Source organism: Pseudomonas sp. GW456-12-1-14-TSB6, from assembly GCF_059424205.1.
The window spans coordinates 20,165-33,048 of the sequence record NZ_JBWKZE010000028.1; the positions used below are offsets into that span (position 1 = coordinate 20,165).

Sequence of the window (12,884 nt, forward strand, 5' to 3'; positions counted from 1 at the left end):
GGCAGTAAAACCTCAAACAGGATGTTTCAGGGATGGCTGAATATCCGCTGAATAAAAAAGGGTCGATCTCTCGCGGATCGGCTCCCCGGCCTACAATTTCAGACCTTGCGACGACTTTTGTAACAGGGTGGATACGACGCCAAGGTGTTTACAAACAACCATGAACGTAAGTATATTCATTAGCAAGCTACTTATCCACCCGGTAACCCTTTTTTACCCTTCCACACTTCTTGTGCGCTTTTCGCGCGCCTGACCCGAGGATCTTCATGCAATTCAAGCCAGCTGTTACCGCTCTGGTCACTGCCGTCGCCCTGGCATCGCTGCTCAGCGGATGTAAAAAGGAAGAGGCGGCTCCCGCCGCACCACCTCCTCAGGTCGGCGTCGTCACCCTGCAACCACAAGCCTTTACCCTGACTTCCGAACTGCCGGGCCGCACCAGCGCGTTCCGAATCGCCGAAGTTCGTCCACAGGTAAACGGCATCATTCTCAAGCGTCTGTTCAAGGAAGGCGGCGATGTCAAAGCCGGCCAGCAGCTGTATCAGATCGATCCGTCGGTCTATGAAGCGACCCTGAAAAGCGCCGAAGCCAACCTGCGTTCGACCAAGTCGATCTCCGACCGCTACAAGCAACTGGTCGACGAACAGGCTGTCAGCCGTCAGGAATACGACACCGCCGTGGCCAACCGCCTGCAATCGGAAGCGTCGCTGCAGAGCGCGCAGATCAACGTGCGTTACACCAAGGTCTACGCACCGATCTCCGGTCGTATCGGCCGCTCTTCGGTGACCGAAGGCGCGCTGGTCAGCAGCGGCCAGACCGATGCGATGGCCGTGATCCAGCAACTGGACCCGATCTACGTCGACGTTACCCAGTCCTCGGTCGAGTTGCTGGAATTGCGTCGCGAACTGGAAAGCGGTCGTCTGCAGAAGGCCGGCGACAACGCCGCTGCGGTCAAGCTGACCCTCGAAGACGGCAGCCAGTACAAGCTCGACGGTAAGCTGGAATTCTCCGAAGTGTCGGTCGACCAGACCACCGGTTCCGTGACCCTGCGCGCCGTGTTCCCGAACCCCGACCACACTTTGCTGCCGGGCATGTTCGTCCACGCGCAGTTGCAGGCCGGTGTGAACAGCGCCGCGATCCTCGCACCGCAGCAAGGCGTGACCCGCGACCTCAAGGGCACCCCGACTGCGCTGGTCGTCGGTCCGGACAACAAGGTCGAGCTGCGTCAGCTCAAGGCCAGCCGCACCGTCGGCAGCCAGTGGCTGATCGAAGACGGCCTGAAGGCCGGAGATCGTCTGATCACCGAAGGGCTGCAATTCGTCAAACCGGGTGTTGAGGTCAAACCGACCGAAGCGACCAACGTCGGCAAGAAGAACCCGGCCCCCGCTCAGGCAGCTGACAAAGCCGCCGGCGGCAAAGGGGAGTAATCCATGTCAAAATTTTTCATCGACCGTCCGATTTTCGCCTGGGTAATTGCCCTGGTGATCATGCTGGTCGGGGCACTTTCGATCCTGAAACTGCCAATCAACCAGTACCCGAGCATTGCGCCACCGGCCATTGCAATCTCCGTGACCTACCCGGGTGCTTCGGCACAGACGGTTCAGGACACCGTGGTGCAAGTGATCGAGCAGCAGCTCAACGGTATCGACAACCTGCGTTATGTGTCCTCGGAAAGTAACTCCGACGGCAGCATGACCATCACCGCGACCTTCGAGCAAGGCACCAACTCCGACACCGCGCAGGTCCAGGTCCAGAACAAGCTGAACCTGGCCACCCCGCTGCTGCCGCAAGAAGTGCAGCAACAGGGTATCCGCGTGACCAAGGCAGTGAAGAACTTCCTGCTGGTGATCGGCGTGGTGTCGCGTGACGGCAGCATGACCAAGGACGACCTGTCCAACTACATCGTGTCGAACATGCAGGACCCGATCTCGCGGACCGCCGGTGTCGGTGACTTCCAGGTCTTCGGTGCCCAGTACGCGATGCGTATCTGGCTCGACCCGGCCAAGTTGAACAACTTCAACCTGACCCCGGTCGACGTGAAAACCGCGATTGCGGCGCAGAACGTCCAGGTGTCGTCCGGTCAGCTCGGTGGCTTGCCTGCCGTGCAGGGCCAGCAGCTGAACGCCACGATCATCGGCAAGACCCGTCTGCAGACCGCCGAGCAGTTCAAAGAGATTCTGCTCAAGGTCAACAAGGATGGCTCTCAGGTCCGTCTGAAAGACGTCGCCGACGTCGGCCTGGGTGGCGAGAACTATGCGATCAGCGCCCAGTTCAACGGCAGCCCGGCGTCCGGTCTGGCGGTAAAACTGGCCAACGGCGCCAACGCCCTCGACACCGCCAAGGCACTGCGCAAGACGATTGACGACCTCAAGCCGTTCTTCCCGCAAGGCATGGAAGTGGTGTTCCCGTACGACACCACCCCGGTGGTGACCGAGTCGATCAAGGGTGTGGTTGAAACCCTGGTCGAAGCGATCGTACTGGTGTTCCTGGTGATGTTCCTGTTTCTGCAGAACTTCCGCGCCACCGTCATCACCACGATGACCGTGCCGGTGGTATTGCTCGGCACGTTCGGCATCCTCGCGGCGGCCGGCTTCAGCATCAACACCCTGACCATGTTCGGCATGGTGCTGGCCATCGGTTTGCTGGTGGACGACGCCATCGTTGTGGTGGAAAACGTCGAGCGGGTGATGAGCGAAGAAGGCTTGTCACCGAAGGAAGCGACCAAGAAATCCATGGGCCAGATCCAGGGCGCCCTGGTCGGTATCGCCCTGGTGCTGTCGGCGGTATTGCTACCGATGGCATTCTTTGGCGGCTCCACCGGTGTGATCTACAAGCAGTTCTCGATCACCATCGTGTCGGCCATGGCGCTGTCGGTACTGGTTGCACTGATCTTCACCCCGGCGCTGTGCGCCACCATGCTCAAGGCGATTCCACACGGCGAACACGGCACCCCGAAAAAAGGCTTCTTCGGCTGGTTCAACCGTGGTTTCGACCGCAGCGTCAAAAGCTACGAGCGCGGCGTCGGCAACATCCTGCGCCACAAGGCCCCGTACCTGCTGGCTTACCTGATCATCTTCGTCGGCATGATCTGGCTGTTCCTGCGTATTCCATCGTCCTTCCTGCCGGAAGAAGACCAGGGCGTACTGTTCGCCCAGGTACAGACCCCGGCCGGTTCGAGTGCCCAGCGCACTCAAGTGGTCGTGGATGAAATGCGTGAGTTCCTGCTGCGTCCGACCAAGGATGGCGGTGAAGGCGACGCCGTAGCGTCGGTATTCACCGTGACCGGCTTCAACTTCGCCGGCCGTGGCCAGAGCTCGGGCATGGCGTTCATCATGCTCAAGCCGTGGCACGAGCGGAACGCCGACAACAGCGTGTTCAAACTCGCCGCCCGCGCCCAGCAGCACTTCTTCACCTTCCGCGATGCAATGGTGTTCGCCTTCGCCCCGCCGGCCGTACTGGAGTTGGGTAACGCCACCGGTTTCGACGTGTTCCTGCAGGACCGTGCCGGTATCGGTCACGAGCAACTGATGGCCGCGCGTAACCAGTTCCTGGGCATGGCCGCGCAAAGCAAAGTGCTGTCGCAGGTGCGTCCGAACGGTCTGAACGACGAACCACAGTTCCAGTTGGAAATCGACGACGAGAAAGCCAGTGCTCTGGGCATCACCATCTCCGACATCAATAACACCCTGTCGATTGCGCTGGGCAGTAGCTACGTCAACGACTTCATCGACCGTGGTCGGGTGAAGAAGGTGTACGTACAGGGCCAGCCGGACTCGCGCATGAGCCCGGAAGACCTCAAGAAATGGTATGTGCGTAACGCCAGCGGCACCATGGTTCCGTTCTCCGCATTCGCCAAGGGTGAGTGGATCTACGGCTCGCCGAAACTGTCGCGTTACAACGGTGTGGAAGCGGTCGAGATTCTCGGTGCCCCGGCGCCTGGCTATTCCACCGGTGAAGCCATGGCCGAGGTCGAGGCGATTGCTGCCAAACTGCCGAAGGGGGTCGGTATTTCCTGGACCGGTCTGTCCTATGAAGAACGTCTGGCAGGTTCGCAAGCGCCGGCACTGTTCGCGCTGTCGCTATTGATGGTGTTCCTGTGTCTGGCGGCTCTCTACGAGAGCTGGTCGATTCCGATCGCCGTCGTGCTCGTCGTACCGCTGGGGATCATCGGGGCATTGCTGGCGACCAGTCTGCGCGGTCTGTCCAACGACGTGTACTTCCTGGTGGGTCTGTTGACGACCATTGGTCTGGCGGCGAAAAACGCTATTCTGATCGTCGAATTCGCCAAGGAACTGCACGAACAGGGCAGCAGCCTGCGCGATGCCGCCATCGAGGCTTGCCGCATGCGTCTGCGTCCGATCATCATGACGTCCCTGGCGTTCATCCTCGGCGTGGTGCCTCTGGCGATTTCCACCGGGGCAGGTTCGGGCAGCCAGCACGCAATCGGCACCGTGGTGATTGGCGGTATGATCACTGCCACCGTTCTGGCGATATTCTGGGTTCCACTGTTCTTCGTCACTGTGTCGTCCATGGGTCAGCGCAAAAACGCCGGCAAGGATGACGCCATAGAAACTCCTAAAGAGGCTGGCCAATGAGCAAGTCGCTACTCTCCATCGCAGTCGCCGCCTTCGTGCTGAGCGGTTGCTCGCTGATACCGGATTATCAGCAGCCGCAAGCACCGGTGGCGGGCCAATACCCGCAGGGCCCGGCGTACTCGCCGGCCCAGGCACCGGCGCAGGCCGCTGCCGAACAGGGCTGGAAGCAGTTTTTCCATGACCCTGCCTTGCAGCAGCTGATCCAGGTGGCCCTGGAAAACAACCGCGACCTGCGCGTCGCGGCGCTGAATATCGACGCCTACGCGGCTCAATACCGCATCCAGCGTGCCGATCTGTTCCCGGCCGTGTCGGCCAATGCCAGCGGCAGCCGCCAGCGGGTTCCGGCCCGTGCGTCGCAGACCGGCGAGTCGAGCATCACCAGCTCCTACTCCGCGACCGTCGGCATCAGCGCCTACGAACTCGACCTGTTCGGTCGGGTTCGCAGCTTGAGCGAACAAGCGCTGCAACAATACTTCGCCACCGAAGAAGCGCGCCGCAGCACCCAGATCAGCCTGGTGGCCAGCGTGGCCAACGCCTACCTGACCTGGCAGGCCGACAAGGAACTGCTGAAGCTGACGCAGGACACCCTCGGTGCCTTCGAGGAAAGCTACAAGCTGACCAGTCGCAGCAACGAAGTCGGTGTGGCCTCGGCGCTGGACCTGGCGCAGTCACGCACCTCGGTGGAAAACGCCCGGGCACAACTGGCGCGTTACACCCGCCAGGTCGCCCAGGACGAAAACAGCCTGACCCTGCTGCTCGGCACCGGCATACCGGCCAACCTGCAAGCGGCCAAGCCGCTGTCGGATGACCTGCTGGCCGACGTACCGGCCGGTCTGCCGTCGGATCTGCTGCAACGCCGTCCGGACATCCTGCAGGCCGAGTACAACCTGAAGGCCGCCAACGCCAACATCGGCGCAGCCCGTGCAGCGTTCTTCCCGAGCATCAGCCTGACCGCCAACGCGGGCAGCCTGAGCCCGGACCTGTCCGGCCTGTTCAAGGGTGGTTCGGGCACGTGGCTGTTCCAGCCGCAGATCAACCTGCCGATCTTCAACGCCGGCAGCCTGCGCGCCAGCCTCGACTACGCCAAGATCCAGAAGGACATTGGCGTGGCGAACTACGAGAAGTCCATTCAAACGGCCTTCCAGGAAGTCGCCGACGGCCTGGCCGCGCGCCAGACCTACACCGAGCAGTTGCAGGCCCAGCGGGACTTCGTTCAGGCGAACCAGGATTACTACCGCCTCGCCGAGCGTCGCTATCGTATTGGCGTCGACAGCAACCTGACCTTCCTCGATGCCCAGCGTCAGCTGTTCAGCGCGCAACAATCGCTGATCACCGACCGCCTCGCGCAGCTGACCAGTGCGGTCAACCTGTACAAGGCCCTGGGCGGTGGCTGGAATGCGCAGACCGCGCAGAACGAGCCGCTCAAAGAAGAAGCGCCGAAGATGAAGTTGTTCTGATCATCTGCTGAATACAAGAAGCCCACCGTTTGGTGGGCTTTTTGTTGCCCGCAAATCTTGCGTTCGATAATCGCCCAAATTCCACTTTCGCCGATTGAATCGCCTCGCCCGCGCCCCGCACCATTCGAGCCACAAAACCAATAACAACAGGTTCGACACCATGCTCCCGCGCCCTGCTCCTCCCGGCTGATCGCCGCCGCTTCGCCTCTGAATCCATCGAATGTCTGCGCCTTGAAAAACGGCCGCAGCGCCCCCGTTTGCCCCAAAAAAACAAGAGAGACCCGAGCCCATGACAACCTCCCCTGCGCCCTACGCACTTCCCGGTCTGATCGCCCTCGCCCTGGCCGGCATCGCGCTGCCCGCTGCGGCTGAAGAAGCCGGTTTTATCGACGGGGCCAAGGTCAACCTGAACCTGCGCAACTTCTACATCAACCGCAACTTCACCAACCCGACCAAGGTTCAGGGCAAGGCTGAAGAGTGGACGCAGAACTTCATCCTCGACGCCAAATCCGGTTTCACCCAGGGCACCGTCGGGTTCGGTCTGGATGTGCTGGGGTTGTACTCGGTGAAGCTCGATGGCGGCAAAGGCACCGGCGGCACGCAACTGTTGCCGCTGGATCATGACGGACGCCCGGCGGACAACTTCGGCCGCACCAACGTCGCGTTCAAAGCCAAACTGTCGCAAACCGAAGTGAAGGTCGGCGAGTGGATGCCGGTGCTGCCGATCCTGCGTTCGGACGACGGCCGCTCGCTGCCGCAGACCTTTCGCGGCGGCCAGATCACCTCGAAGGAAATCGACGGCCTGACCCTCTACGGCGGCCAGTTCCGCGCCAACAGCCCGCGCGACGACAGCAGCATGAGCGACATGTCGATGACCGGCAAAGCCGCGTTCACCTCCGATCGCTTCAACTTTCAGGGCGGCGAATACGTGTTCAACGACAAGCGCACCCAGATCGGCCTGTGGAACGCCGAGCTCAAGGACATCTACAGCCAGCAATACGTCAACCTGATCCACAGCCAGCCGCTCGGCGACTGGACGTTGGGCGCCAACCTCGGTTTCTTCTACGGCAAGGACGACGGCAGCGCCCGCGCCGGCGAACTCGACAACAAGACCTGGTCGGGGATGTTCTCCGCAAAATACGGTGGCCACACCTTCTACGTCGGCCTGCAGAAACTCACCGGCGACAGCGCCTGGATGCGCGTCAACGGCACCAGCGGCGGCACCCTGGCCAACGACAGCTACAACGCCAGCTACGACAACGCGCAGGAACGCTCCTGGCAGGTCCGCCACGACTACAACTTCGTTGCCCTGGGCATCCCCGGCCTGACCCTGATGAACCGTTACATCAGCGGCGACAACGTGCACACCGGCACCATCACCGACGGCAAGGAATGGGGCCGCGAATCGGAACTGGGCTACACCGTGCAGAGCGGCGCGCTGAAGAACCTGAACGTCAGATGGCGCAACTCGACCATGCGCCGCGACTTCAGCAACAACGAGTTCGACGAGAACCGCCTGATTGTCAGCTATCCGATCAGTTTGCTGTGACTGTGAAAACGGCGCTCCCGGCGAGCGCCGTCTTTGACCGCTGGTCATTTGAGTCTGGCAAGCCACCAAGACCCGGTTACATTTAAGCGGTACTTTTTATTCTCCAGCCTGCAGTAGGAGTCATTTACCTTCCGTTATCTCCGGATGCCGTACGCGAAGCACACCTTGACCATGGAGGTCAGGTATGAAAAAGCGAATAGTGATCGTCGGTGGCGGTGTAGGCGGAACCATGCTGGCCAATCAACTGGTCGGCAAGCTGTATCCCGAAATCCTGCGCGACGAAGTCTCGATCATCCTCCTGTCGGAATACCCCGATCATTACTACAAACCTGCGTTCATGTACGTGGCGTTCAACCAGTTCTTCAAAGAAGAACTCAAACGCCCGGAACGCTCGTTGTTGCGCCCTGAAATCGACTTTCAGGTTGAAAAGGTCATACGGTTCGACTTCAACAACCAACGCCTCAAAACCCATAGCGGCAAGTTTTTTGCCTACGACTTTCTGGTCATCGCCACCGGTTGTGTGCCCGCTCCGGAACGCATCGAAGGGTTGAAAGAGGCCGGCGACCATTTCTATCAATACGAACCGGCGCGCCAACTGGCGCAACGTCTGAGCACGATTGAAAAAGGTCGGATTTTCATTACCGTGTCTTTTCCGCAGACTCCCAATGTGCCGCACCAATGCGGTATTGCTCCGGTAGAAACGACACTCATGCTGCATGATTTTCTGTGCCGTCGTGGTGTTCGCAAGAACGTGGAGATCATCTACACCTACCCGACTACCGCCCAGCTGTTGCGCAACTGTCTGTTCCTGCAACGCCCGACCGGAGAGATCCTGCCGGGCATTTTCGACAAAGCGGGCATCCAGTATCGGCGCGGTTTCACTCTGAGCCAGGTCGATCCCGACGCAAAAATCGCCTACTCCCATGAAGGCGCGGACGAACAGTTCGACATCCTGATGGCAACCCCGCCGATCCGCGCCGTGGATGCGGTGCTGGAGTCCGGAATTTCCCAGGCACCCAACAACGAAGGCTGGTTGCCGACCAACCACGAAACGCTGCAGGTCTATGGCCATGAGGGGGTCTATGTGATCGGCGACACCGTTGACCTGCCAGTGAGCAAGGCCGGAGGCGCCTGCCATAACCAGGCACCGGTGATCGCCAACAACATCGCCGCCGAAATCCGTCTGGGGCACCCCATCAGTGCCTATGACGGTCGCGTTCAGGCCGTTGCGCAAATGGGCCTGAATGCCGGAATGCCGCTTTGGTACGACTACAGCCGTGACGTACTGCCGACGCCACCGACCAAACTCGGGGGTCTGCTGCGCAACAGCTTCAATCGCGGTCTGTACTGGGCGGTGGCCCGTGGAATGCTTTGACCCTGCACAGGGAGGAGTGATTGCTGATGAAAGAGTCTGAAGCCCTGTCGGCCACACCCGGCTACACCGCCCTGATGGCCAGACTGGAACCGTTGATCGACGGTGGACGGCTGGAAAACATTGTCGACCTGCTGTCCCTGCTGTCGGATCTGGTCGACCTGTTGGACGAAGCCATGGTGGAGAAGCTGTCCTTGCTGGTCGAACAGGCGGCAGCCTGCAGTTGGGAGATGGCCAATGCTCTGCGTCTGGCGAAGGCTGAAGTCGCGGCGCACCACCAGCCACCAAGCGCCGTTGCACTGCTCAAACTGTTGAACGACAGCGATACACGCAAAGGAGTAGCCGTTGTCCTGAAAGCGCTCAACGTCATCGGAAGACAACTTTAACTCGCCAGAGAGGATCACCTCATGAGCGTAAAACTCGAAACGCCGGGCAAGCCCTGCTCTGACTGGGATGCCCGGGCGTACCAGCAGTTTTCCCGTCTCAGGCAACAACCGGTCGTTGAATTGCTCGGCCGCGTAGACCTGGACAATCCTCAACTCATCTACGACCTCGGTTGCGGCACCGGCATTGCCACGCGACTGTTGGCCGAACGCTGGCCGCGTGCGCAGTTGCGGGGCATCGACAGTTCGGCACAGATGCTCGATCAGGCCCGCAGCCTGCCGATCAAGGCGTCGTGGCAGCATTGCAACCTGCTCGACTGGCAACCCGAGCAATCGGCCGACCTGCTGCTGGCCGCAGCCGTGCTGCACTTTATCGACGACCATGAGCAACTGCTGCCCCGTCTGCTCGGCCACATAAACCCCGGCGGCTGCCTGGCCGCGCATATGCCGGACTGGCGCGATGCGCTGTGGTTTCGGCTGATGCTCGACACCCTCGACGACGCCGGACCCTGCGGTCGCCCCATCGGCACTGCACAATTGCGCCAGCGCATGGCCGCGCGGCCGTTGTTGTCGCTGGAGGATTACTACCGGCTGCTGGCCCCGCTGACCCAGTCACTGGATATCTGGGAAACAGAGCAATTGCAGGTGGTCGACGGCAAGTCGCCGGTTTATGACTGGGTGAAGGTGTCGGCGCTGCGGCCGGTGATGCAGGGACTGACGTCAGAGGAACAGGCGCGCTTCATTTATCACTACCTGATGCGGGTGCACGCGCATTATCCGCAGGAGAAAAACGGACATACGTTGTTTGCGTTCAAGCGGATTTTCATTGTCGCCAAGGTTTGAATCGGCGCGGCAAATACCGCCATCGCTAGCAGGCTAGCTCCCACAATGGACCGCATTTCACTGTGGGAGCTAGCCTGCCAGCGATGGCGTCCGCTCAGTCGCCGTTAATCCCGGGATTCGGTACCCAGCTCATCCCACACCGATTCGGCCAGATGGAACGTCGCATTCGCCGCCGGAATCCCGCAGTAGATCGCGCTCTGCATGATCACTTCCTTGATCTCGCCGCGACTTACGCCATTGTTTGCCGCCGCCCGCAGGTGCAACTTGAGTTCACCTTCGCGGTTCATGCCGATCAGCATGGCGATGGTGATCAGGCTGCGGGTGTGGCGTGGCAGGCCCGGGCGGGTCCAGATGTCGCCCCAGGCGTGACGGGTGATCATCTCCTGGAACTCCGAGTTGAACTCGGTCAGCGTGGTCAGGCTGCGATCGACATGAGCGTCGCCAAGCACCGCGCGGCGCACTTGCATGCCGTCGTCGTAACGTTGTTTCTCGTCCACGAAAATCCTCCTTCAGTCAGCCAGCAGGAATGTCAGCACACGGTCGCTGAACGCGTCGCCGGCCTGAACGTTGGAAAGGTGCGCCGCATAAAACTCGGCGTACTCGGCATCGCGCACATGCTCCTGGATGAAGTGCCCGCCGGACGGTGGCGTCACCGCATCTTCGGTACCGGCGATCACCAGCAGCGGCACCGTGATCGACGCCAACTGCTCGCGGAAATCCGCATCGCGCACCGCTGCGCAGTTGGCGGCGTAACCTTCAGGATTGGTCCCGGCCAGCATGTCGGTGATCTGCTTCGCGGCTGCCGGGTTGGCTGCCGAAAAGTCCGGAGTAAACCAGCGGGCAATCGATGCATCACGCAACGCGACCATCGCCGCCGGGCCGTCACGCAGCACGGTTTCGATGCGCGGGTTCCACACCGACGGATCGCCGATTTTTGCCGCGGTGTTGCAAACGATCAGTTTGTTCAACCGCTGGCCGGCGTTGATCCCCAGCCACTGGCCGATCAGGCCGCCCATCGACAGACCGCAGAAATGCGCGCGTTCAATGTGCAGCGCATCCAGCAACGCCAGCACGTCGCGGCCCAGTTGCTCGATGCTGTAAGGGCCCGGCGTCACCAGCGACTGGCCGTGCCCGCGAGTATCGAAACGCAGCACGCGAAAATGTTCGGTGAAGGCCGGCATCTGCACGTCCCACATGTGCAGGTCGGTGCCCAGCGAGTTCGACAGCACCAGCACCGGCGCATCGACCGGGCCTTCCAATGTGTAATGCAGTTCGCCATCGGCGAGTTGAACGAAAGCCACAGCCCTCTCCTTTCAGTCAGACAATGCGTTGTGTTCGGCCACTGCCCGCTCGACCCAGACCTGTGCCTGACCGAGGTAATGGGCGGGATCGAGCAGATGATCCAGTTCGGTTGCGCTCAGTTCGGCGGTCACCTGCGGCTCGTCACCGAGGACCGCTCGCAGATGACGCTGTTCGGCCACCGCTCGTTTGCAGCATTGTTCGAGCAGATGATGCGCAGTGTCGCGGCCGACCCGTTGCGCAAGCACGATGCTCACTGCTTCGGCCAGCACCAGGCCTTGAGTCAGTTCCAGGTTGCGGGCCATGCGCGCGGCATCGACCTCCAGACCGTCGGCCAGCAGCCGCGCCTGTTGCAGTGCGCCCGACACCAGGCAGCAGATTTCCGGCAGGGTTTCCCATTCGGCGTGCCACAGACCAAGGCTGCGCTCGTGTTCCTGGGGCATGGCGCTGAACAGCGTCGAGACCAGCCCCGGCACGCGGGTCGCCGCACCGATCAACACCGCCGCGCCCACCGGATTACGTTTGTGCGGCATGGTCGAGGAACCGCCCTTGCCCGGCGCCGACGGCTCAAACACTTCCGCCGCTTCGGTCTGCATCAACAGGCTGATGTCGCGGCCGAATTTGCCGAGGCTGCCGGCGATCAGACCGAGCACCGCGCCGAACTCGACGATGCGATCGCGCTGGGTGTGCCAGGGTTGTTCCGGCAGGGTCAGATTCAGTTCTTCGGCCAGCGCCCGGGCGATCGGCAACGCCTGTTCGCCGAGCGCCGCGAGGGTGCCGGACGCGCCGCCGAATTGCAGCACCAGCAGTCGCGGTTTGAGCTCGCGCAGACGCTGACGGCTGCGCGTGATCGCACCGAGCCAACCGCCGATCTTCATGCCGAGCGTCACCGGCGTCGCATGTTGCAGCCAGGTACGTCCTGCCAGCGGCGTCGCGGCGTGGCGCCGCGCCTGAATGGCAAGGGAGTCGGCCAGTTGCGCCAGCTCCCCTTCAATCAATTCCAGCGCCTGACGCAATTGCAGCACCAGCCCGGAATCCATCACGTCCTGACTGGTGGCACCCAGATGTACATAGCGCTCGGCTTCGGCATCGGTCGCGGCGATCTGTTTGCCCAAGGCCTTGACCAGCGGAATCGCCGAATTGCCGGCCGTGGCAATCGCCTCGCCCAGTGCGGCGAAATCAAACAGCCCGGCGCGGCAGGCATTTTCAATCGGCGCGACAGCACCCGCCGGAATCAACCCGACCCGCGCTTCGGCCCGGGCCAGTGCCGCTTCGAAGTCGAGCATCGCCTGCACCCGGCCCTGATCGCAGAACACGTCGCGCATATCGCGGGCAGTAAAGTAGGCATCGAACAACTGATTGCCCGGTCGCTGAGTCATAAACAGTCCT

The 12,884-nt window shown here is 61.4% G+C and carries 10 protein-coding genes; 7 read left to right on the top strand and 3 right to left on the bottom strand.

Going from position 1 to position 12,884, the window contains the following annotated elements; all coding sequences use genetic code 11:
• Positions 1 to 266 precede the first annotated feature (266 nt).
• The 7 genes from emhA to AC07Y2_RS22565 all read left to right on the top strand — a co-directional run bounded on the left by emhA (position 267) and on the right by AC07Y2_RS22565 (position 10,196).
• Positions 267 to 1,424 (top strand): efflux RND transporter periplasmic adaptor subunit EmhA, encoded by a 1,158-nt coding sequence (gene emhA, locus AC07Y2_RS22535; protein WP_039771445.1) that lies wholly within the window; start codon positions 267 to 269, stop codon positions 1,422 to 1,424.
• A 3-nt stretch (positions 1,425 to 1,427) separates the two neighbouring features.
• Complete coding sequence (gene emhB, locus AC07Y2_RS22540) at positions 1,428 to 4,592, top strand: efflux RND transporter permease subunit EmhB (protein WP_064593993.1); 3,165 nt, start codon at positions 1,428 to 1,430, stop codon at positions 4,590 to 4,592.
• The gene (emhC, locus tag AC07Y2_RS22545; RefSeq protein ID WP_103386912.1) at positions 4,589 to 6,049 is read left to right on the top strand and encodes an efflux RND transporter outer membrane subunit EmhC; all 1,461 of its coding nucleotides are present in this window, start codon (positions 4,589 to 4,591) and stop codon (positions 6,047 to 6,049) included. The genes emhB and emhC overlap by 4 nt, the downstream gene beginning before the upstream one ends.
• Positions 6,050 to 6,338: 289 nt before the next feature.
• On the top strand, positions 6,339 to 7,598 hold the full coding sequence (locus tag AC07Y2_RS22550; protein ID WP_103386911.1) for an OprD family porin: 1,260 nt from the start codon (positions 6,339 to 6,341) through the stop codon (positions 7,596 to 7,598).
• 184 nt (positions 7,599 to 7,782) lie between these two features.
• Positions 7,783 to 8,973 carry an NAD(P)/FAD-dependent oxidoreductase gene (locus AC07Y2_RS22555; protein ID WP_103386910.1) on the top strand — a complete coding sequence of 397 codons (1,191 nt, stop codon included), beginning with the start codon at positions 7,783 to 7,785 and terminating at the stop codon, positions 8,971 to 8,973.
• A gap of 26 nt (positions 8,974 to 8,999) precedes the next feature.
• A complete protein-coding gene (locus AC07Y2_RS22560; RefSeq protein WP_256587054.1) occupies positions 9,000 to 9,356 on the top strand; it encodes a helical membrane plugin domain-containing protein in 357 nt (118 codons plus the stop codon).
• Positions 9,357 to 9,377: 21 nt separating this feature from the next.
• Positions 9,378 to 10,196 carry a methyltransferase domain-containing protein gene (locus tag AC07Y2_RS22565; protein ID WP_103386909.1) on the top strand — a complete coding sequence of 273 codons (819 nt, stop codon included), beginning with the start codon at positions 9,378 to 9,380 and terminating at the stop codon, positions 10,194 to 10,196.
• Between the two features lie 104 nt (positions 10,197 to 10,300).
• On the opposite strand, the gene pcaC is transcribed toward AC07Y2_RS22565, so the two are convergent.
• The 3 genes from pcaC to AC07Y2_RS22580 are packed head-to-tail and all read right to left on the bottom strand — an operon-like array spanning position 10,301 to position 12,874.
• Complete coding sequence (gene pcaC, locus AC07Y2_RS22570; RefSeq protein WP_064593983.1) at positions 10,301 to 10,693, bottom strand: 4-carboxymuconolactone decarboxylase; 393 nt, start codon at positions 10,691 to 10,693, stop codon at positions 10,301 to 10,303.
• Positions 10,694 to 10,705: 12 nt separating this feature from the next.
• A complete protein-coding gene (pcaD, locus tag AC07Y2_RS22575; protein WP_039771434.1) occupies positions 10,706 to 11,497 on the bottom strand; it encodes a 3-oxoadipate enol-lactonase in 792 nt (263 codons plus the stop codon).
• A 12-nt stretch (positions 11,498 to 11,509) separates the two neighbouring features.
• Positions 11,510 to 12,874 (bottom strand): 3-carboxy-cis,cis-muconate cycloisomerase, encoded by a 1,365-nt coding sequence (locus AC07Y2_RS22580; RefSeq protein WP_103386908.1) that lies wholly within the window; start codon positions 12,872 to 12,874, stop codon positions 11,510 to 11,512.
• Positions 12,875 to 12,884: the final 10 nt, after the last annotated feature.

Coding starts and splice junctions, on each gene's coding strand:
- AC07Y2_RS22555 (WP_103386910.1), top strand. CDS start 7,783: ATGAAAAAGCGAATAGTGATCGTCGGTGGCGGTGTAGGCGGAACCATG.
- emhB (WP_064593993.1), top strand. CDS start 1,428: ATGTCAAAATTTTTCATCGACCGTCCGATTTTCGCCTGGGTAATTGCC.
- emhA (WP_039771445.1), top strand. CDS start 267: ATGCAATTCAAGCCAGCTGTTACCGCTCTGGTCACTGCCGTCGCCCTG.
- emhC (WP_103386912.1), top strand. CDS start 4,589: ATGAGCAAGTCGCTACTCTCCATCGCAGTCGCCGCCTTCGTGCTGAGC.
- AC07Y2_RS22550 (WP_103386911.1), top strand. CDS start 6,339: ATGACAACCTCCCCTGCGCCCTACGCACTTCCCGGTCTGATCGCCCTC.
- AC07Y2_RS22580 (WP_103386908.1), bottom strand. CDS start 12,874: ATGACTCAGCGACCGGGCAATCAGTTGTTCGATGCCTACTTTACTGCC.
- AC07Y2_RS22565 (WP_103386909.1), top strand. CDS start 9,378: ATGAGCGTAAAACTCGAAACGCCGGGCAAGCCCTGCTCTGACTGGGAT.
- AC07Y2_RS22560 (WP_256587054.1), top strand. CDS start 9,000: ATGAAAGAGTCTGAAGCCCTGTCGGCCACACCCGGCTACACCGCCCTG.